This is a genomic window from Rhodococcus sp. NKCM2511, from assembly GCF_014905595.1.
In the GTDB taxonomy this organism is placed as follows: Bacteria; Actinomycetota; Actinomycetes; order Mycobacteriales; family Mycobacteriaceae; genus Rhodococcoides; species Rhodococcoides fascians.
Genome location: NZ_BNHJ02000002.1, coordinates 316,801 through 337,447, shown reverse-complemented (window position 1 = coordinate 337,447; position 20,647 = coordinate 316,801). Strand labels below are relative to the sequence as shown.

At 65.3% G+C, this 20,647-nt stretch carries 20 protein-coding genes; 13 read left to right on the top strand and 7 right to left on the bottom strand.

Annotated features, from left to right (window positions below; genetic code table 11):
• The first annotated feature begins 37 nt into the window (after positions 1 to 37).
• The 4 genes from JLZ96_RS18270 to JLZ96_RS18255 are packed head-to-tail and all read left to right on the top strand — an operon-like array spanning position 38 to position 3,791.
• A complete protein-coding gene (locus JLZ96_RS18270) occupies positions 38 to 1,060 on the top strand; it encodes a sulfate ABC transporter substrate-binding protein (RefSeq protein ID WP_032368180.1) in 1,023 nt (340 codons plus the stop codon).
• Positions 1,061 to 1,954, top strand: coding sequence for a sulfate ABC transporter permease subunit CysT (cysT, locus tag JLZ96_RS18265; protein WP_236254146.1), 894 nt, complete (start codon positions 1,061 to 1,063; stop codon positions 1,952 to 1,954).
• On the top strand, positions 1,951 to 2,751 hold the full coding sequence (cysW, locus tag JLZ96_RS18260) for a sulfate ABC transporter permease subunit CysW (protein WP_201010913.1): 801 nt from the start codon (positions 1,951 to 1,953) through the stop codon (positions 2,749 to 2,751). Before cysT ends, cysW begins: the two co-directional genes overlap by 4 nt.
• Positions 2,751 to 3,791, top strand: a complete 1,041-nt coding sequence (locus JLZ96_RS18255) for a sulfate/molybdate ABC transporter ATP-binding protein (RefSeq protein WP_032368179.1) — start codon at positions 2,751 to 2,753, stop codon at positions 3,789 to 3,791. The genes cysW and JLZ96_RS18255 overlap by 1 nt, the downstream gene beginning before the upstream one ends.
• 23 nt (positions 3,792 to 3,814) lie before the next feature.
• Here JLZ96_RS18255 and JLZ96_RS18250 read toward each other — a convergent pair whose 3' ends face one another.
• From JLZ96_RS18250 to JLZ96_RS18230, 5 genes are read right to left on the bottom strand one after another with little or no spacing between them, the layout of a single operon-like run.
• Positions 3,815 to 4,555, bottom strand: a complete 741-nt coding sequence (locus JLZ96_RS18250) for a sirohydrochlorin chelatase (RefSeq protein WP_201010912.1) — start codon at positions 4,553 to 4,555, stop codon at positions 3,815 to 3,817.
• A complete protein-coding gene (locus tag JLZ96_RS18245; protein ID WP_032368177.1) occupies positions 4,552 to 5,862 on the bottom strand; it encodes a sulfate adenylyltransferase subunit 1 in 1,311 nt (436 codons plus the stop codon). Before JLZ96_RS18245 ends, JLZ96_RS18250 begins: the two co-directional genes overlap by 4 nt.
• A complete protein-coding gene (cysD, locus tag JLZ96_RS18240; RefSeq protein WP_027497507.1) occupies positions 5,862 to 6,806 on the bottom strand; it encodes a sulfate adenylyltransferase subunit CysD in 945 nt (314 codons plus the stop codon). Before cysD ends, JLZ96_RS18245 begins: the two co-directional genes overlap by 1 nt.
• Positions 6,803 to 7,513 (bottom strand): phosphoadenylyl-sulfate reductase, encoded by a 711-nt coding sequence (locus tag JLZ96_RS18235; protein ID WP_032368442.1) that lies wholly within the window; start codon positions 7,511 to 7,513, stop codon positions 6,803 to 6,805. Before JLZ96_RS18235 ends, cysD begins: the two co-directional genes overlap by 4 nt.
• Entirely contained in the window at positions 7,510 to 9,228 is a 1,719-nt protein-coding gene (locus tag JLZ96_RS18230) for a nitrite/sulfite reductase (RefSeq protein ID WP_032374560.1), read from the bottom strand. Before JLZ96_RS18230 ends, JLZ96_RS18235 begins: the two co-directional genes overlap by 4 nt.
• A 364-nt stretch (positions 9,229 to 9,592) precedes the next feature.
• Here JLZ96_RS18230 and hemW point away from each other — a divergent pair, with 364 nt between their 5' ends.
• Positions 9,593 to 10,804, top strand: coding sequence for a radical SAM family heme chaperone HemW (gene hemW / locus JLZ96_RS18225; RefSeq protein WP_201010911.1), 1,212 nt, complete (start codon positions 9,593 to 9,595; stop codon positions 10,802 to 10,804).
• A 43-nt stretch (positions 10,805 to 10,847) separates the two neighbouring features.
• On the opposite strand, the gene JLZ96_RS18220 is transcribed toward hemW, so the two are convergent.
• Positions 10,848 to 11,153: a type II toxin-antitoxin system VapB family antitoxin gene (locus JLZ96_RS18220; RefSeq protein WP_027497503.1), complete on the bottom strand. Its 306-nt coding sequence runs from the start codon at positions 11,151 to 11,153 to the stop codon at positions 10,848 to 10,850.
• A gap of 133 nt (positions 11,154 to 11,286) precedes the next feature.
• Here JLZ96_RS18220 and hrcA point away from each other — a divergent pair, with 133 nt between their 5' ends.
• The 8 genes from hrcA (at position 11,287) to era (ending at position 19,159) form a co-directional block, all read left to right on the top strand.
• Entirely contained in the window at positions 11,287 to 12,330 is a 1,044-nt protein-coding gene (hrcA, locus tag JLZ96_RS18215) for a heat-inducible transcriptional repressor HrcA (protein WP_027497502.1), read from the top strand.
• 94 nt (positions 12,331 to 12,424) lie between these two features.
• On the top strand, positions 12,425 to 13,582 hold the full coding sequence (gene dnaJ, locus JLZ96_RS18210; protein ID WP_027497501.1) for a molecular chaperone DnaJ: 1,158 nt from the start codon (positions 12,425 to 12,427) through the stop codon (positions 13,580 to 13,582).
• A gap of 3 nt (positions 13,583 to 13,585) precedes the next feature.
• Entirely contained in the window at positions 13,586 to 14,359 is a 774-nt protein-coding gene (locus tag JLZ96_RS18205) for a 16S rRNA (uracil(1498)-N(3))-methyltransferase (RefSeq protein ID WP_201010910.1), read from the top strand.
• The gene (locus JLZ96_RS18200) at positions 14,356 to 15,111 is read left to right on the top strand and encodes a S9 family peptidase (protein WP_201010909.1); all 756 of its coding nucleotides are present in this window, start codon (positions 14,356 to 14,358) and stop codon (positions 15,109 to 15,111) included. Before JLZ96_RS18205 ends, JLZ96_RS18200 begins: the two co-directional genes overlap by 4 nt.
• A gap of 114 nt (positions 15,112 to 15,225) precedes the next feature.
• Complete coding sequence (locus JLZ96_RS18195; protein WP_027497498.1) at positions 15,226 to 16,269, top strand: PhoH family protein; 1,044 nt, start codon at positions 15,226 to 15,228, stop codon at positions 16,267 to 16,269.
• A gap of 53 nt (positions 16,270 to 16,322) precedes the next feature.
• A complete protein-coding gene (gene ybeY / locus JLZ96_RS18190; RefSeq protein ID WP_032368173.1) occupies positions 16,323 to 16,865 on the top strand; it encodes an rRNA maturation RNase YbeY in 543 nt (180 codons plus the stop codon).
• A gap of 40 nt (positions 16,866 to 16,905) precedes the next feature.
• A complete protein-coding gene (locus tag JLZ96_RS18185) occupies positions 16,906 to 18,228 on the top strand; it encodes a hemolysin family protein (protein ID WP_027497496.1) in 1,323 nt (440 codons plus the stop codon).
• Positions 18,229 to 18,244: 16 nt separating this feature from the next.
• Positions 18,245 to 19,159 (top strand): GTPase Era, encoded by a 915-nt coding sequence (gene era, locus JLZ96_RS18180; protein WP_027497495.1) that lies wholly within the window; start codon positions 18,245 to 18,247, stop codon positions 19,157 to 19,159.
• An 18-nt stretch (positions 19,160 to 19,177) separates the two neighbouring features.
• On the opposite strand, the gene JLZ96_RS18175 is transcribed toward era, so the two are convergent.
• A complete protein-coding gene (locus JLZ96_RS18175) occupies positions 19,178 to 20,599 on the bottom strand; it encodes an amidase (protein ID WP_201010908.1) in 1,422 nt (473 codons plus the stop codon).
• Between the last annotated feature and the right edge of the window lie 48 nt (positions 20,600 to 20,647).

Sequence of the window (20,647 nt, the reverse complement as noted above, 5' to 3'; positions counted from 1 at the left end):
TTCCTCATCGTCACACCACCATGAAAGGCCTTTCGCAATGAGGCATCGTTCTCGTTATCTGCTCACCACGTTCGCAGCTGTGGGAACTCTTCTGGTCACCGCCTGCGGCGGCGGTTCCAGCGATGTCGTCGGGGGCGGGTCGGACACTGCCAGTGGCCCGGCTCTGACACTCGTCGGCTACGCAGTGCCGAAGAACGGCTGGGACGCAATCGGTCCGGCGTTCGCAGCCACCGAGGATGGAGAGGGTACGGCGATCAACGCCGACTACGGCGCATCGGGAAACCAGTCGCGCAAGGTCGCCGACGGCGCGCCTGCGGACATCGTCAACTTCTCCGTCGAGCCGGATGTCACTCGACTTGTCAAGGCGGGCAAGGTCGACGAGGACTGGAACCAGAACGCGTACGGCGGGGTGCCGTTCGGCTCGGTGGTGACCATCGTCGTCCGCGAGGGCAATCCGAAGAACATCCAGACGTGGGACGACCTGATCAAGCCCGACGTTCAGGTCATCAGCCCGAGCCCCCTCAGCTCCGGATCGGCTAAGTGGAACCTGCTCGCGCCGTACGCCGCCAAGAGCAACGGTGGCCAGGACAAGCAGGCCGGTCTCGACTTCGTTCGTACGCTCGTCGCCGATCACTTCCCTGTGCAGCCCGAATCCGGCCGCGCCGCAACCGAAGCGTTCCTGCAGGGGCAGGGCGACGCGTTACTGAGCTACGAGAACGAGGCACTGCTCATCGAAGAGCAGGGACAGAAGGTGGAGCACGTGGATGTTCCCGTCACCTTCCGCATCGACAACCCGGTGGCAGTGATCAACAGCAGTGCGAACCTCGAGCGTGCCAACGCACTCAACGATTTCGTCTACTCCGACGAAGGCCAGAAGATCTGGGCCGAGGCGGGTTTCCGGCCGACCAATCCGGAGATCGCCTCCGAATACTCGGACAAGTTCTTCACGCCCGAAAAGCTGTACACCATCGATGATCTCGGCGGCTGGACTCAGGTCGACGCCGACCTGTTCGGAGACAACGGCGCAATTGCGACGATCTACCAGGAAAGTACTCGGTAGATGTCGTCGTCGACCGGTGAACCCGCGGCCCCAGGTTCGGTCGTCCCGCCCAGTGCGACACCTCGGTTTCGTGCTGGGCGGGAAGGTCGCAAGTTCCGGGGCCCCGGTTCGGTGGGTCCGCTGGGCCTCGGTGTCGCCGTTCTGTGGCTCAGTGTCATCGTGCTGCTGCCGTTGGCGGCGTTGACGGTTCAGTCGTTCGACGGCGGCCTCGGTGGTTTCTGGGATGCGGTCACCGAGACACGTGCCATCGCCACGTTCAAGGTGACTCTGCTGGTGTCCGTGGCCGCCGCCGTGATCAACCTCTTTCTCGGCACACTGATCGCGTGGGTTCTGGTGCGAGACGAGTTTCCCGGCAAGCGCTTCGTCAATGCCCTGATCGACCTGCCGTTCGCACTACCGACCATCGTGGCGAGCTTGGTGTTGCTGTCGCTGTACGGACCGTCGAGTCCGATCGGCATCGTCTTCAACGCCACCAAGCCTGCGGTCATCGTGGCTCTGCTGTTCGTCACGCTCCCGTTCGTGGTGCGTGCGGTGCAGCCGGTGCTGATAGAACTCGACAAGGACGTCGAAGAGGCGGCCGCATCGCTGGGTGCGAACAACTGGACCATTTTTCGGCGCATCGTGTTGCCGGTACTGCTTCCGGCTGTGCTCTCGGGCGGTGGGCTCGCGTTCGCCCGTGCCATCGGCGAATTCGGGTCGGTGGTGTTGATCGGCGGCAACATCCCCAACGACACGCAGGTCGCTTCGCAGTACATCCGTGAACTCATCGAGTACGACCGGCCGATCGACGCAGCCGCAATCTCCGTGGTGCTGTTGGCAATCGCCTTCGCTGTGCTGTTCGTGCTCCGCATCATCGGCAACAGGTTGGCCAGACGGGAAGAGCAGATCTCGTGAAAATCGGTTTCCCGATCAAACTGTCCCTGCGTGCCGTCGCACTGATCTATCTCGCTGTGCTCGTGCTGTTCCCCCTCGGTGCCATCCTGTTTCGCACGTTCGAGGACGGGGTGGTGGCGTTCTGGGAGCAGATCACCACTCCCGCCGCGCAATCCGCTCTCCAACTGTCGCTGTTGATCGTGGCGATCGTCGTTCCCATCAACGTCGTGTTCGGAATCGTCACGGCGTTGGCATTGGTACGCGGACGGTTCCGCGGCAAGGGGATACTCGAAGCGATCGTGGACCTGCCGTTCGCGGTGTCCCCGATCATCACCGGCGTCGCGCTCATCCTGCTGTGGGGTGCCAACGGATGGTTCGGTGGCATCGAAAGTCTCGGTTTCAAGGTCATCTTCGCGCTACCCGGCATGGTCATCGCGACGATATTCGTCACCTTGCCGTTCGTCGTTCGCGAAGTGGAACCGGTCCTGTACGAGATCGGTGAAGAGCAGGAAGAAGCTGCCTCGACTCTGGGTGCGAGTACCTGGCAGACGTTCTGGCGAATCACGTTGCCTGCCATCCGATGGGGACTGACCTACGGCGTGGTGCTCACCGTCGCACGTTCGCTCGGAGAATTCGGCGCCGTCATCATGGTCTCCACCAACCTGCCCGGCATTTCCCAGACGCTCACACTGCTGGTCAATTCACGGTACGAGGACTTCAATCAGCAGGGCGCATACGCGGCGTCCACGTTGCTCATGGCGATCGCCGTCATCGTGCTGCTGCTGATGACGGTTCTCGACAAGAAGAGGACGAAGTAATGACCGAGACATCTTCCGAGATCGAGATCTCCGTGGTCGGCGCAAACAAGCGCTACGGTGATTTCGCCGCCCTCGACGACGTCAGCATCGACATCCCGAAGGGCTCGTTGACGGCGCTGCTCGGACCCAGTGGCTCGGGCAAGTCCACGCTGCTTCGATCCATCGCAGGCCTCGAGCAGCTCGATACGGGCCGAGTGGTGCTGGCAGGCCAGGACGTCACCTGGGTGAGCCCGCAGCGTCGCGAGATCGGGTTCGTGTTTCAGCACTACGCCGCGTTCAAACACCTGACGGTGCGCGACAACGTGGCGTTCGGCTTACAGATCCGCAAGCGGCCCAAGGCCGAAATTGCCAAGAAGGTCGACGAACTGCTCGAGATCGTCGGTCTGGCGGGTTTTCAAGGCCGCTACCCGGCGCAGCTGTCCGGAGGACAGCGTCAACGCATGGCGCTGGCACGTGCACTCGCCGTCGACCCGCAGGTTCTCCTCCTCGACGAGCCCTTCGGTGCCCTCGATGCCAAGGTGCGCGCAGATCTACGGACGTGGCTGCGCCGATTGCACGACGAGGTACACGTCACCACCGTGTTGGTGACCCACGACCAGGAAGAAGCGCTCGACGTCGCCGATCGAATCGCGGTGCTGAACAAGGGCAGAATCGAACAGGTCGGCACCCCGGAGGATCTCTACGATCGCCCTGCCAACAACTTCGTGATGTCGTTTCTCGGTCAGGTGGCCAGGCTGAACGGACTTCTGGTGCGCCCGCACGACATTCGTGTCGGACGCGACCCGTCGTTGGCACAGGCGCAGGCAAGCGGCACGGCAGAATCTGCCGGGGTGACGCGGGCCGTCGTCGAACGGGTCGTACGCCTCGGCTTCGAGGTGAAGGTCGAGCTCAAGAACGCGGCCACCGGCGAGTTGTTCGCGGCGCAGATCACGCGCGGCGACAGCGAGGCGCTGGGGCTGCACGAGGGCGAAACCGTGTACGTCCGTGCGACTCGGGTTCCGACGATCACGGATACGACCGAATCGGCTCCGGTGCACTGATCGGACGAGCAGGACCGTTCGTGCTACGCGATCGAGCGATCGTGCGCGAGAGCTGCGTCGTACCGCCTGGAGGCGAGCTCGGCCACTGCCGGATGAGGGCCCAGGACATCGGCGTACGTCACGTCAGGAAGGCCGTCCAGCACCTGTGAGATGCGGTCGGTGAGCCTCCCGGGTGCCAGGAACCAGGGGGCCACCACGATCCGGGTGGCTCCCAGCGCGCGCAGCTGTGCGACCGCGTCGAGTGGAGACGGATCGACGGACGTGGCGAAACAGGTGACAACTCCCGCCCAGCCGGTGCCGGACATCAGTACGTTCGCCACTCCGCGGCTGCGGTCGTTCGCCGAGGAATCGCTCGATCCGACGGCAGCCAAGGCGACTCCGACGGTCGAATCGCCGAGCACCGCGCCGGCGTCGAGAACACGATCGCGAACGGCGTCGACGAGAAGTGGGTCGTCGCCCAGCACCTCGGACTGACCGATCGATACGCGCGGATGCCGCACCCGTGCTGCAGCCAACAGCGCGGGCAGGTCCACCTTCGCGTGAAAAGCTTTGCCCAACAACAGTGGAACCGCGACGATGCGGGCATGTCCTGCATCGGCCAGCTCGTCGAGTACCTGCTCGACGCTTGGCTCACTCAGGTCGAGAAACGCGACGCGCACATCGAGATCCGGACGCCGTCGACGCAGGACGTCGACGGCGCGGTGGATCGTCTCGCTCGAGCGGGGATCGCGGCTGCCGTGCGCTACCGCGAGCAGAGCCGTCACGCCGGAACTGCCGACCCCAGCTCGACGGCGGCCAGTGCGTTGCCCACCAGACCGGCTGCCAGTGTGTTGCCACCGGCCGGATCGATTAGCAAGAAGCTGCCGGTGTGCCTGTTGACGGCGTAGTCGTCGGCCACGATCGGCTCGGCAACGCGAACAGAGATGCGTCCGATTTCGTTGAGCTCCAACGATTCCGGGCCCTCGTGTGCAGTGAGGTCCTGTTCGTCGAAACGCTCGACGAGAGCCCCGACGATGGCCTGGGTGGTACGAGTGCCGTGCTTGAGCAGCAGACGAGCGCCCGGGCGAAGCGGCTTCTCGGCGAGCCAGCACACCGTGGCCTCGAAGTCGCCGATCGGTTCCGGTGCGTCCTGCGGGGAGGCGATGGTGTCGCCGCGCGAGACGTCGACATCGTCGGCGAGGACGAGGGTGACGCTACGTCCGGCATGCGCCGTGCGCAGCTCGCCGTCCGCGGTGTCGATGCGCTCGACGGTCGTTCGGGTGCCCGACGGCAGAATGACGACCTCGTCGCCGACGTCGACGGAGCCTGCTGCGACCTGGCCGGCATATCCGCGATAGTCCGGGAACTCCGCTGTGCGCGGCCGGATCACGTACTGCACGGGGAAGCGCAGACCGACCCGGTGCGGTTCGGCGTCCACCGGGACCGACTCGAGGTGCTCGATGAGGGTGGGCCCGTCGTAGTACGGGGTCTTGTCGGACTTGACCGCGACGTTGTCGCCGTGCAGCGCGGACACCGGAATTTCGATGACGTCCTCGGTGGACCAGCCGAGCGAGGAAGTCAGCGAATTGAACTCTGCCGAGATCTCGGCGAAGACGGTCGCAGGGTCCTCGACCAGATCGATCTTGTTGACGGCGAGCACCAGGCGCGGAACGCCGAGGAGGGCCAGAACCGCTGCATGCCTTCGGGTCTGAGTGATCACGCCTTTGCGGGCGTCGACGAGCAGGATGACCAACTGCGCCGTCGACGCGCCCGAGACGGTGTTGCGGGTGTACTGCACGTGGCCGGGGGTGTCGGCCAAAACGAAGGAGCGATTGGGCGTCGCGAAGTACCGGTAGGCGACATCGATCGTGATGCCCTGTTCGCGCTCGGCACGCAGGCCGTCGACGAGCAGCGACAGATCGGGAGTGGACAATCCTTTGTCCACCGAGGCCCGAGTGACGGCGTCGATCTGGTCTGCCAGAACGGATTTGGTGTCGTACAACAGGCGTCCGACAAGAGTGGACTTGCCGTCGTCGACGCTGCCTGCGGTAGCGAGGCGAAGGAGTTGCGTACCCGTGCTGGTGCTGCTCATCAGAAGTATCCTTCTCGTTTGCGATCTTCCATGGCAGCCTCGGACACGCGGTCGTCGCCGCGAGTGGCTCCGCGTTCGGTCAGCCTGGACGCCGCGACCTCGGCGAGGATCGCTTGATTGTCGGCAGCCTCGGACAGGACGGCACCGGTGGTGGATCCGTCGCCGACAGTGCGGTAGCGCACCGACAGTGTCTGCAACTCTTCACCTTCGGCCGGTCCGCCCCAGACGCCCGGCGTCATCCACATGCCGTCGCGCTGATACACCGGGCGCTGGTGGGCGTAGTAGATGCTGGCCAACTCCACGTCGTCGCGAGCGATGTAGCGCCAGATGTCGAGTTCGGTGAAGTTGCTGAGCGGGAACACGCGCACCTGCTCGCCGGGGGAGTGCTTGCCGTTGTACAGGTTCCACAGTTCCGGACGCTGCTTCTTCGGCTCCCACTGCCCGAATGCGTTGCGCAGCGAGAAGATTCGCTCTTTGGCTCGGGCGCGTTCCTCGTCGCGTCGGGCACCGCCGAACACCGCGTCGAACCGGTTCTCGGAGATCGCGTCGAGGAGAGGCACGGTCTGCAGCGGGTTGCGGATGCCGTCGGGGCGCTCGGTGAGACGTCCGTCGGCGAGGTACTCCTCGACGCTGGCCACGTGCAGGCGCAGGTTGTACTTCGCAACCACGTGGTCGCGGAAGTCCAGCACCTCCTGCAGGTTGTGCCCGGTGTCGACGTGCAGCAGTGCGAACGGCAGGGGAGCGGGCCAGAACGCCTTGATGGCCAGATGCAGCAGAACCGTCGAGTCCTTGCCACCCGAGAACAGGATGACGGGGCGCTCGAATTCGCCGGCCACCTCTCGGAAGATGTGGATGGCTTCGGATTCGAGTGCGTCGAGGGTGTCGAACCGATCTGCATCGAGATGGGTGCGTCCGACGGTCGCCGTCGTGAGGTCGAGTGTCATGAGGCGTGCAACCCACATTCGGTCTTGGCCTTGCCGGCCCAACGACCGCTGCGCGGGTCGGCTCCGGGGGCAGGTTTGACGGTGCACGGTGCGCACCCGATGGACGGATATCCCTCGTCGACGAGAGGGTTGACCAGGATCGAATGTTCGTCGATGTAGGCCTGCATCTCCTCGTCCGACCACGGTGCGATCGGGTTGATCTTCACCAGGCCGAAGGCGTCGTCGAACGAGATCAACGGAGCGTTGGCGCGCGTCGGGGCCTCGACTCGCCGGATGCCGGTGACCCACGCGCTGTAGTTCGCCAGTTCCTTCTTCAGCGGCGCCACTTTGCGCATCGCGCAGCAGCGGTTCGGTTCGCGGGCGAACAGGTCCTTGCCGTCGATCGCATCCTGTTCTGCGACAGTCTTCTCGGCGCGGGCGTTGACGACGTGCACGCCGTATACGGCCTCGACGGCATCGCGCGTTCCGATGGTCTCGGCAAAGTGGTAGCCGGTGTCGAGGAACAGGACGTCCACTCCGGGGTGAACCTGTGCGGCGAGGTGAACGAGAACCCCGTCCTGCATGTTGGAGGCGACGATGAAGTCGCTACCGAAGGTGTCCTCGGTCCATTGCAACAACTCGAGCGGGCTTGCGCCGTCGAGTTCGCGGGCACCGCGCTCGGCGATGTCCTTCAGTTGGTCGACCGTCAAATTCAGTCTGGTACTCATCGCAAATCCGCCTCGTCTGCTCGCACGGCCCATTGAGCGAACCGTTCGCCGTCTTCGCGGTGCTTGTCGAAATTGCGCACCACTCTGTCGATGTAATCTCCCAGCTCGGAGCTGTTGACCTTGTGCTGACGCAACTTTCGGCCGAACGCACTGTCCAGGCCGAGGCTGCCTCCGAGGTGAACCTGGAAACCCTCGATCTGATTCCCGTCCCCGTCGTCGACCAACTGTCCCTTGAACCCGATGTCGGCGATCTGCGACCGCGCGCACGAGTTGGGGCAACCGTTGATGTTGATCGTGATCGGAACGTCGAGTCGACTGTTGATGTCGGACAAGCGCTCTTCGAGCTCGGGGACGAGAACCTGTGAGCGCTTGCGGGTTTCGGCGAACGAGAGCTTGCAGAACTCGATGCCACTGCACGCCATCAGATTCTTGCGCCAATGCGAGGGGCGAGCCGGTAGGCCCAGCGCATCGAGGTCCGAGATCAGCTGCTCGAGCGTCTCGTCCGGAACATCCAGCACGATCAGCTTCTGATACGGCGTGAATCGGACGCGATCCGACCCGGCCTTCTCGGCGGCGTCGGCGACGGCCGCGAGGATGGTGCCGGACACGCGACCCGCGATGGGCGCGACACCGACGGCGTTGAGCCCGTTCTTGAGCTTCTGGATCCCGACATGATCACGGGGCCGAGCGGGCTTCTCGGGAGCCGGGCCGTCGATGAGCTTGCGGTGCAGGTACTCGTCCTCGAGGACCTGGCGGAACTTTTCGATGCCCCAGTCCTTGATGAGGAACTTCAGGCGCGCCTTGGTGCGAAGCCGGCGGTAGCCGTAGTCACGGAAGATCGAGACGACGCCTTCCCATACATCGGGAACGTCCGCGAGCGGAACCCAGACACCGACGCGCTGCGCGAGCATCGGGTTGGTGGACAGGCCGCCGCCGACCCACAGGTCCAGGCCGGGCCCGTGCTCGGGGTGGTTGACACCGATGAAGGCGACGTCGTTGATCTCGTGCACTACGTCCTGCAGACCCGAGATCGCGGTCTTGAACTTGCGTGGCAGGTTCGAGTACTCGGGCTTGCCGATGTACCGCTCGACGATCTCGTCGATGGCCGACGTCGGGTCGAGAATCTCGTCGACCGCTTCACCTGCCAGCGGGGAACCGAGCACCACACGGGGGCAGTCTCCGCACGCCTCGGTCGTCTTCAGGCCGACTGCCTCGATCCGACGCCAGATCTCGGGGACGTTCTCGACCTCGATCCAGTGGAACTGGACGTTCTCGCGATCGGAGAGGTCCGCGGTGTCGCGGCCGAACTCCTTCGAGATCTGAGCCAGAGTGCGCAGCTGCTCCAGATTCAATGCACCGGCATCGCACCGGATGCGCATCATGAAGTACTTCGCCTCGAGCAGGTCGATGTTGTCGTCACCGGTGAAGGTGCCGTCGTAGCCCTGTTCACGCTGGGTGTAGAGACCCCACCAGCGGAACCGGCCGCGCAGATCGCCCTTGTCGATGCTGTCGAAACCCTGCTTCGAGTAGATGTTCTCGATGCGGGCGCGCACGTTGAGCGGGTTGTCGTCCTTCTTGGACTGCTCGTTGGCGTTGAGCGGCTCTCGATAGCCCAGAGCCCACTGGCCTTCGGCGCGACGCTTGGTCGGCCGCGGCGCTCGCTCTCGCGGTGTGGCGGAGGCAGCGTCGGTGGTCGCGTCGCTGGTCGACGACATGCAATGCTCCTGCATCTTCGGTGCGGGCCGGCTCCGATCGTTGCGCAGAAGAGCGCTCACGAGATGGTGCGGAACCGGTGGATCGAATGGACGTGCTCCAAGGAGGGCTGGGTCAGCAGCCGGTCGTGTGTCGACACGACGCGCTGCAGACACGGCCGAGATCGACGTGGCGGCGCGCCACGAGTCGAATTCCTGAGTCGGTCACGGGTGCCATTGTGCCACGTCATCGACCGGGTGCCGACCGCGGCGGCCTATTTACCCCAAAATTCCGGTAAATAGGCTGGCAGGGTGCGAGTCGTGCGTGCACAGCGCCCTGGGCGGCGCGTGGATCGGGCCGCCGGTGAACTCTGGGACACTGGAGTCCGTGAATACCGTCGTCGATACCTCCTCAGTCTTCGAGCTGCCGTCCGGCGCATTCGCCGGAGTGGGGGAACGTGCGTTCGGGATCTACGTTCATGTGCCCTTCTGCGCCACGCGATGCGGGTACTGCGACTTCAATACGTATACGGCCGGGGAGCTGGGCACATCGGCGTCGCCGCAGTCCTGGTTGGAGGGCCTGCGCAGAGAACTCGACGCTGCGGCGAACCTGATCGGAACGGGCACGGGTCGAGTACCGACGGCCGACACAGTCTTCGTCGGAGGTGGGACGCCGTCGTTGCTCGGGGGCGACGGCCTCGCGGACGTATTGGGCGCGGTCCGGTCGAGCTTCGGGCTGTCCGACGGGGCGGAAGTGACCACGGAATCGAACCCGGAATCGACGTCGCCTGCATTCTTCGAGCGGCTGCGCGACGCCGGGTTCACGCGGGTGTCGTTGGGCATGCAATCCGCGGCACCGCACGTTCTGGCGGTTCTGGATCGCACCCACACTCCGGGGCGAGCGGTGGCCGCGGCGAAGGAAGCGTCCGCAGCCGGCTTCGAGCACGTGAACCTCGACCTCATCTACGGAACGCCGGGCGAGCGAGACAGCGATCTCGACCAGTCCCTCGCTGCGGTGCTCGACGCGGGTGTCGACCATGTCTCCGCGTACGCACTGATCGTCGAGGACGGCACCGCCATGGCGCGAAAGGTGCGCCGAGGTGAGTTGCCGGCACCCGACGACGACGTGTTGGCGAGCCGATACGAGCGCATCGACACGGCCATGAACGCAGCAGGCCTGTCCTGGTACGAGGTATCGAACTGGGCCGCCGATGCCGATGCGCGGTGCCGGCACAACATCGGCTACTGGGACGGCGGCGATTGGTGGGGTGCCGGGCCTGGAGCGCACAGCCACATCGGCGGCACGCGATTCTGGAACGTCAAACACCCGGCCACCTACGCCGATCGGCTCGCCGCGGGCGAGCTGCCGGTGCAGGGCAGTGAGCTGCTCACCGCGCAGGATCGTCATCTCGAAGAACTGATGCTGACCGTGCGTCTGCGCTCAGGAGTGCCGATGAGTCTGCTGGGGCCGACCGAGCTCGCAGCCGCCGAGCAGACCGTGGCGGACGGGTTGATGGTGCAGCGAGGCGATCACCTCTTGCTGACCGACCGCGGCCGGTTGCTCGCCGACGCCGTGGTGCGCACCATCGCCGCGGCCTGAACGATCTGTTTCAGGCTGCAGTGTTCTCAGGGCCTTCGAACCCTCAGGCTCCCAGGGCGTCGTAGTCGAACACTCTGGCGTGCAACACCGTTCGACTGCGCAGCGCCGCCCGGACAGCGCGGTGCAGGCCGTCCTCGAGGTAGATGACGCCTCGGAACTGCACAGCATGGGGGAACAGGTCGCCGTAGAAGGTGGAGTCCTCGGACAACAACCGGTCGAGTTCGAGCACCTTGGTGGTGGTGACGATCTCGTCCAAACGCAGTTGGCGTGGAGGAATTCTCGACCAGTCCCTGATGGACAGGCCGTGCTCCGGGTAGGGCTTTCCGTCTCGTACACCCTTGAAGATCATCGCGAGCCTCGAACCGCTGGACCGAATCGAAAGACAGTTTCCACTCGGACCACAGTAAGGCCTTGCACGAGCATGCGTTCCTCGGCTACTAGACTCGAGCGACGATTGGCAACGAGAACGGAGGTGGGCACCGATGTCGAGCACCGACGACAGGCGGTTCGAGGTTCTGCGAGCGATCGTGGCGGACTACGTGTCCACTCAGGAGCCCGTCGGATCGCGTGCTCTTGTCGAGCGTCACAACTTGGGTGTGTCGAGTGCGACCGTGCGCAACGACATGGCTGTCCTCGAGGCCGAGGGCTACATCGCCCAACCGCACACCAGCTCCGGGCGGGTGCCGACCGACAAGGGCTACCGCCAGTTCGTGGACCGGATCGCCGACGTCAAACCGTTGTCAGCGGCCGAGCGTCGCGCCATCCTGGAGTTTCTCGAGAACGGCGTCGACCTGGACGATGTGCTGCGCCGCGGTGTTCGACTGCTCGCTCAGCTGACCCGGCAGGTAGCCGTGGTTCAGTACCCGACGCTGTCGGCGTCCTCGGTTCGACATCTGGAGGTCGTCGCCCTCACACCGGCTCGACTGCTGTTGGTGCTCATCACCGACTCCGGCCGGGTCGATCAACGCATCGTCGAACTCGGCGACGTCATCGACGACGAGAACTTGGCCCAGTTGCGGCGGTTGCTCGGCGGCGCACTGGAAGGCAAGCGGCTGGCGGCGGCGTCCGCAGCCGTGGCCGAGCTGGCCGAAAATGCACCTCCCGCCCTGCGTGACGCGATGATTCGTTCGGCCACGGTGCTGGTGGAATCGCTCGTCGAACATCCCGAGGAGCGGCTGGTTCTCGGCGGAACGGCCAATCTGACGCGCAACGCTGCGGACTTCGCGGGCGACGCAGGGTTTCCGGGATCGCTCCGAGCGGTACTCGAAGCGCTGGAAGAGCAAGTGGTGGTACTCAAGCTGCTCGCCGTGACGCAGGACACCCGCACCGTCACCGTGCGTATCGGCGAGGAGACGCAGGTCGAGGAGATGCGCGGAACATCGGTGATTTCCACCGGATACGGCTCTGCTGGCATGGTCCTGGGAGGGATGGGCGTTCTCGGCCCCACCCGAATGGACTATCCAGGAACAATCGCGTCGGTCGCGGCGGTTGCCAGGTACATCGGCGAGGTCCTGGCCGAGCGCTGACACGAGCCGACGACCCATCGTCGGCCGCGGGGGCACAGCGGCCGCGACACAGCATCAACGAACGAGATTCATCTTCTAGGACGAAAGAGACGACGTGGCACGGGATTATTACGGGACTTTGGGCGTCGGCCAGCAGGCGACGGACCAGGAGATCAAACGCGCTTACCGCAAATTGGCGCGAGAGTTGCACCCGGACGTGAACCCGGACGAGGCCGCACAGGCCCGGTTCAAGGACATTTCCACCGCATACGAGGTGCTCTCCGATCCGGAGAAGCGTCGGATCGTCGACCTCGGCGGCGATCCTCTGCAGCAAGGCGGCGGCGGTGGTGGCGGCGGATTCGGCGGTGCCGGATTCGGCGGCGGCCTCGGCGACGTCTTCGAAGCGTTCTTCGGCGGTGGCGCAGGCGGTGGACAGCGCGGACCCAAGGGACGCGTACAACCCGGAGCCGATTCGCTGCTGCGAACCAAACTCACCCTCGACGAATGCGCCACCGGCGTCACCAAGCACATCACCGTCGACACGGCGATCCTGTGCGACCTGTGCACCGGCTCGGGCACCAACGGCGATTCCAAGCCCGTTCGGTGCGAGACCTGTGGCGGTGCCGGCGAAGTGCAGTCGGTGCAGCGCTCGTTCCTCGGCCAGGTCATGACCAGCCGTCCGTGCCCCACCTGCCGCGGTGCAGGCGAGACCATCCCGGACCCCTGCCGCAAGTGCGGCGGCGACGGCCGGGTGCGTTCGCGTCGGGACATCTCGGTGAAGGTCCCGGTCGGCGTCAGCAACGGCATGCGCATCAGGTTGGCCTCGCAGGGCGAGGTCGGGCCGGGTGGCGGCCCCGCAGGCGATCTCTACGTGGAAATCGTGGAGCAGCAGCACGAGGTGTTCGTCCGTGACGGCGACGATCTGCACTGCACCGTTCGCGTCCCGATGGTCGACGCGGCACTCGGGACGTCGGTGACGGTCGACGCCATCATCGACGGCCCGACCGAGATCTCGATCGAGCAAGGGACACAACCGAACTCGACGACGGTGCTGCGCGGGCACGGGATGCCCAAGCTCCGTTCCGGTATCCGCGGTGACCTGCACGCCCACCTCGAGGTCATCGTGCCGACCAAGCTGGACAGCAAGCAGACCCACCTGCTCGAACAGCTCAAGACCATGCGCGACCGCGATTCGGCGGAGGTCGTCACCACCGGTTCGGCGCACAGCGGTGGCCTGTTCTCGCGGTTGCGGGAAGCCTTCAGCGGGCGCTGATTCATGGCCCCCACGGTCTTCTATCTCACGCCGCTGCCGGCCGTGGGAGAGCTCGCCGTGCTCGACGGCAAAGAAGGTCATCACGCCGCGACCGTGCGGCGGATCCGAGTCGGCGAGCGGCTGCTGCTCAGTGACGGTGCCGGCGGTCTGGCCGACACGGTCGTCGTCGGTGCGGAGAAGAACCGACTCGAACTGACGGTGCAGTCGCGCACGGACATGCCGCGAGCCACGCCCACGGTGACGCTGGTTCAGGCGTTGCCGAAGGCGGACCGCTCCGAACTGGCGATCGAGCTGGCCACCGAGGCCGGGATCGACGCCGTGGTGCCGTGGCAGTCGGCGCGATGCGTCGCTCGCTGGGAAGGGCCCAAGGCAACCAAGGGGGTCGCGCGCTGGCGCAGTACCGCCGCCGAGGCGGCCAAGCAATCGCGTCGCGCATACATCCCCGAGGTCTCCGAGTTGCACGATTCAGGCTCGGTGTACGCCCTCGTGCACCGGATCGTGGCGGGCGGCGGCATCGTCGCCGTGCTGCACGAAGCGGCCACCTCGGCATTTCGCGACCTGCCGTTCGATTCGGTGCCCGAGGTCGCGATCGTCGTCGGACCCGAGGGTGGCCTCGACGACAGAGAGATCGCGGCTCTGACCGAGGCGGGCGCGACCCCGGTGGTGCTGGGGCCGACGGTGCTGCGAACCTCGACGGCCGGAGCTGTTGCGTTGGGAGCTCTCGGCGTTCTGACGACGCGGTGGGCGCAACTTCCGCCCGATTTCCCGAACGCATGAGCGTTCGCATCAAGATCGCGTACGGCGATCATCCGGAACAGTTCGGTCACCTCTATCTGCCGTCCGCGCCGGTCACGCCCGCGACACCGGTGGTCGTGATCGTGCACGGTGGATTCTGGAGTGGGCAGTACGCGTCGAATCTGGGCACCCAGTTCGCCCGAGCTGTCGCCGGAGCCGGTGCGGTGGCCTGGAACATCGAGTACAGACGCGTCGGTGCGGGCGGGCACTGGCCGGAGATGCAAGCCGACGTGCGCGCCGCACTCGACGCCGTGGCCGGGGTGGTACAGCACCACGCCCCGGTCGGTGTCGACGATGTCCGCGTCATCGGGCACTCGGCGGGCGGCCACCTGGCAGTGTGGCTCGGCGGCGAAACCGACACGACGGTCCGGCCGTCGCGCATCGTCTCGCAGGCGGGTGTCCTCGATCTGGAGCCGCGCGGGGCGTCGGGACGTACCAATCCGGCGGTCGAGGCCCTGCTGCAGGCCCGCTACGAAGACGAGCCCGAGCTGTACCGGTCGGCCTCACCTCTGGCCCGACTACCCATCGGCATCCCGACGATCTGCCTGCACGGATCCGATGACCTTCAGGTCCCGGCTTCGCAGAGCTCGAGGTACGTCGAGGCCGCACGAGCCGCGGGCGACGACGCGGAGCCGGCGATCGTGCCGGGCGAGGACCACTTCGCCTTCCTGAACCCGGATTCGCGGTGCTGGGCGCTCTCGCTCGAGGCCGTCCTGGACGAGCGCCGTGGGTAATAGGAATGCGCATCGATCCTGCGGCGTTAAACTTGGTCCGAGCGCGACCTGACGGACGCGTTCGGAAACATCAGCGTCACCGGTCGAAACAAGAGAGCAGGCCATAGCCACCACGTGAGTGAACACAGCGAATTTCCCGCCGAGCGCGACGTTCGGTCCACCTTGGAGCTCGCCCCCGAAGCAGTGATGCCGCTGCTGGGACAGTCCGACGAGAACCTCCGGGCGCTCGAGCAGATGCTGACGGCCGACATCCACGTACGAGGGAACGCCGTGACGCTCACCGGGAAGGTGCCCGATGTGGCGTTGGCCGAGCGGGTGATCACCGAATTGGCGGCATTGGCCAAACGTGCTCAGCCACTGACTCCCGACGCAGTGCGCCGGTCGATCGCCATGCTCACCGAGGGGGTGTCGGATTCTCCCGCCGAGGTGCTGAGCCTGGACATTCTGTCGCGTCGAGGCAAGACCATTCGGCCCAAGACGTTGAACCAGAAGCGCTACGTCGACGCGATCGACGCCAACACGATCGTGTTCGGAATCGGTCCTGCCGGAACGGGCAAGACCTACCTGGCCATGGCCAAGGCAGTGCAGGCATTGCAGACCAAGCAGGTCAGCCGCATCATCCTGACGCGGCCTGCGGTGGAGGCAGGTGAGCGTCTGGGCTTTCTGCCCGGAACCTTGCACGAGAAGATCGACCCGTATCTGCGTCCACTGCACGACGCCTTGCACGACATGATGGACGACGAGGCCATCCCCAAGCTGATGCAGGCCGGCGTCATCGAGGTCGCGCCGCTCGCCTACATGCGTGGCCGTACGCTCAATGACGCGTTCATCATTCTCGACGAGGCGCAGAACACCACGGCCGAACAGATGAAGATGTTCCTCACGCGTCTCGGATTCGGATCGAAGATCGTCGTCACCGGAGACGTGACGCAGGTCGACCTACCCGGCGGTGCCCGGTCGGGCCTTCGTGCGGCGTCGGAGATTCTCACCGATGTGGACGACATCCACTTCGCACAACTGACCAGTAGTGACGTGGTGCGTCACCGGCTCGTTTCGGAAATCGTCGACGCCTACGAGCGCTTCGAGTCCGCATCGGAAGGCGTCATCGCGAACCGCGCGCAACGCCGTGCCGGCGGGCCGCGTTCGGCGAGAAGATGATTCAGGCGTACGGAAACGGTAATGCAGGCAACGAGAGCGTGGGTAGTGGCTAGATGAGTATCGAAGTGTCCAACGAGTCGGGGATGGACATCTCCGAGCCCGAACTGGTCTCGGTCGCACGGTTCGCGATCGCAGGCATGGACGTGCACCCCGCTGCGGAACTGTCCATGGTGCTGGTGGATTCGGCAACCATGGCAGATCTGCACATGCGTTGGATGGATCTGCCCGGCCCCACCGACGTGATGTCGTTTCCTATGGACGAGCTCGAACCGGGCGGTCGGCCCGATGCTCCCGAGCCCGGACCGGCAATGCTCGGAGACATCGTGCTGTGCCCGTCCTTCGCGGCGGATCAGGCCGCGGCAGCAGGACATTCGCTCGAACACGAGCTCGCGCTGCTCACCGTGCACGGCGTGCTGCACCTGCTCGGCTACGACCATGCCGAGCCGGACGAAGAGAAGGAAATGTTCGAGCTGCAGAACCGTCTGCTGGCCGAATGGTACGAGGACGCCCGGCGGGCGGAGCAGGCTGCCGAACAGGCCGTTCGAGACGCTCGGCTGCTCGGCAAGGCCGGCTTCGTCGACGGTCTCGACCGATGATGTGCGTGTTCGGACCAGCGGGAGTGCGGGGTCCTAGCGCGTGAGCAGTGCTGCCGCACTCATCGTCTTCGCCGTTCTGCTGGTTCCCCTCGGCGGCTTGTTCGCCGCAGTCGATTCGGCCCTGAACACCGTCTCGCGGGCGCGGATCGAAGACATGGTCAAGGACGAGCGACCGGGTGCCACCGGTCTCGTCGTCGTGGTTGCCGACCGCCCGCGGTACGTCAATCTCATGGTGCTGCTTCGTATTCTGTGCGAAATCGGCGGCACGGTGCTGCTCGCAGGCGGCCTGACCCAATTGATCGACTCGACCACCGCGCTCGTGATCACCGCTGTGGCAATGGTATTGGTCAGTTACGTCGTGATCGGCGTCGGTCCGAGAACGCTGGGTAGGCAGAACGCGTACTCGATCGCGCTCGCCGCAGCGTTGCCGTTGCGCGCCCTCGGCTGGCTCCTCGGGCCGATCAGCAGGCTGCTCATCCTCATCGGTAACGCCATCACCCCGGGCAAGGGATTTCGCAACGGCCCGTTCGCATCCGAGATCGAGCTACGTGAGCTGGTCGACATGGCTCGCGAGCGCGGAGTCGTGGCCGACGACGAACGCCGAATGATTCAATCGGTGTTCGAGCTGGGCGATACCTCGGCCCGCGAGGTCATGGTGCCGCGGCCCGAGATGGTGTGGATCGAATCCGACAAGTCGGCGGGGCAGGCGACGTCGCTGGCCGTGCGCAGTGGGCACTCCCGCATTCCGGTGATCGGCGAGAACGTGGACGATATCGTCGGCGTGGTGTACCTCAAAGACCTTGTGCAGCAGACGTATTACTCCACCGACGGTGGGCGAGGCGTCCAGGTCTCCGAACTGATGCGCCCGGCGGTGTTCGTACCGGACTCCAAGCCGCTCGACAGTCTTCTCGCCGAGATGCAGCGAGACCGAAACCACATGGCGCTGCTGGTCGACGAGTACGGCGGCATCGCGGGCCTGGTGACCATCGAAGACGTCATCGAGGAGATCGTCGGCGAGATCGCCGACGAATACGACTCGGACGAGGTAGCACCCATCGAGCAACTCGAAGACGGACGGTTCCGGGTGTCCTCGCGGGTACCGCTCGAGGATCTGGGCGAAATCTTCGGTATCGACATCGAATCCGAGGAGGTCGATACCGTCGGCGGACTCCTCGGCTACGAACTCGGCCGCGTGCCGCTGCCCGGTTCCGAAGTAACCACTCACGGGCTGTTGCTGCGCGGCGAGGGCGGAGCCGACCCGAAGGGCCGCGTCCGCATCACCACCGTGCTGGTCGAAAAGCTCGAACCCGACGAAGAATCCACCGAGGACGACGACTCGTCGGACGTCACTCACCAACACTGAAATCTGGAGGTGCTCGATGTCCGAGCAACACACCGAAGAGTTCCGATCCGGATTCGTCTGTTTCGTAGGCCGGCCCAACACCGGCAAGTCCACCCTGACCAATGCACTGGTGGGGTCGAAAATCGCCATCACGTCCTCGCGACCCCAAACCACGCGCCACACGATCCGCGGCATCGTGCACCGCGATCACGCGCAATTGATCCTCGTCGATACCCCGGGGCTCCACCGACCGAGAACGCTTCTGGGACAACGCCTCAACGACCTGGTGCAGGACACCTACTCCGAGGTCGACGTCATCGGACTGTGCATCCCCGCCGACGAGAAGATCGGACCGGGCGACCGGTGGATCCTCGAACAAGTGCGGCACATCGCGCCGAAGACCACCCTGATCGGCATCGTGACCAAGATCGACAAGGTCAAGAAGGAACGCGTCGTACAGCAGTTGATGTCGTTGTCGAAGTTGCTGGGCGAGAATTCGCATGTCATCCCGGTATCGGCCGAGTCCGGTGAGCAGATAGAGAAGCTCGTCGACCTACTGGCCTCCGAATTGCCTCCGGGTCCCGCCTTCTATCCCGACGGGGAACTGACGGACGAGCCGGAGGAAATCCTCATGGCCGAGCTGATCCGCGAGGCAGCGCTCGAAGGTGTCCGCGACGAGCTCCCGCACTCGCTGGCAGTGGTCATCGAGGAGGTAGTGCCGCGCGAGGGCCACGACAACATGCTCGATGTGCACGCGATCCTGTACGTCGAACGGTCCAGCCAGAAGGCCATCATCATCGGCAAGGGCGGCTCGCGACTCAAAGAGGTCGGCACCGCGTCGCGACTGCAGATCGAGAAGCTGCTCGGTACCCGAATCTACCTGGATCTGCACGTCAAGATCGCCAAGGACTGGCAGACCGACCCCAAGCAGATGGGCAAGCTCGGTTTCTGACGTGCCCTGACGAGCAGGCTACGAGGTGTCGCTCACCCGGTTCCACCACGGCTCGGGGCGTCGGCGATGCCACTGCAGTACGTTCTCGAGTTGAGCGGCCACCGAGACCAGAAGTGGCTCTGTGGATTCGTGGCCCATCAGCTGCAGACCGATCGGTAGACCGGCTTTCGTCAGTCCCGCGGGGACGTTGACGCTCGGCCAACCGAGGACGTTCCACGGCCACGTGTACGGGCAGTGTTCGGTGATCACACGGTCGGTGTCGGCGTTGGAGATGCCGTCGATGGCGTCGACCCGCGGAGGCGGCGTGGCCGTCGTCGGGGCGAGCACGATGTCGTAGTCGTCGAAGAACTGGCCGATGCGGCGGGCTATCCGTGGCTCCGCCGCGCGGGCCGCCCGCAGTGGTGCGCCGGCGAGGGCTCGTCCGCTCCGGGCGTTGGCTCGGGTGCGGGGGTCGGCCAGAGACGGGTCGGGCAGGCGGTCGAGCCAGGCCGCGACTCCGGCCAACGACCGCGGTAAGAAGTTGAGCCCCAACAACATTCCGTACGCAGGATCGTCGACGACCACGCGGTGACCGAGCAACCGCAGCACGGCAGCCATCTCGTACGCCGCAGCCGTGATCTCGGGATCCAGTGCCGCGGGTGTCGGAATGAACGGCTTGCGCAGACTCAACGCGATGCGCAGGGAACCGGGGTCGCGGCCGACAGCGTCCGAGACGGTCAGCGGAGTGGGCCGGTGCAGATCGCCGTCGTGCCCACCGGAGACCACGTCGAGAAGCAGGGCTGCGTCGGCGACCGTTCGGGCGAGCGGACCGATGACGGTGATGCCGTTGAACGCCTCGGCATCGGGCCAGGTGGAAATTCGGCCGCGCTGCGGCTTGATGCCGACGAGGTTGGTCCACGACGCCGGGATGCGCACTGAGCCGGCACCGTCGGAACCCAAAGCGGCGGAAACCAATTCGGCTGCTACCGCGGCAGAACTACCACCGGAGGAGCCGCCCGGAGTCCGGTCTCGATGCCACGGATTTCTCGTGTGGCCGAACGATCCGCCCGTGAACGGCCATTGCCCGAGTTCGGGACTGTTCGTCTTTCCCACGATGATCGCCCCTGCCGCACGCAGTCGGCGGACCACCTCGGAGTCCTCGGTGGCAGGAGGAAACCGGCCCGCGCAGCCAAAGGCGGTCGGTTCGCCGACGATGTCGACGTCGTCCTTGACTGCGATCGGAACGCCGAGCAGGGGAGCGGACGAGCCCGCAGCGATCAGCCGATCGGCCTCGGCGGCTTCGGTGAGGGCGGCATCGCGTCGCACGATCCGGAACGCGTTGAGGGTGGGTTGACTGCGTTCTATGCGATCCAGTGCAGCGGTGACCACCTCGACCGAGGTGACGCGTCTCGACGCGAGTTCGGCAGCCTGAGCAACGACTGTCGACCGATGGAAATCCACGTGTGCACAGTATCGACTCACCGTCAGCGCGGGAACGATCTTCGTCGA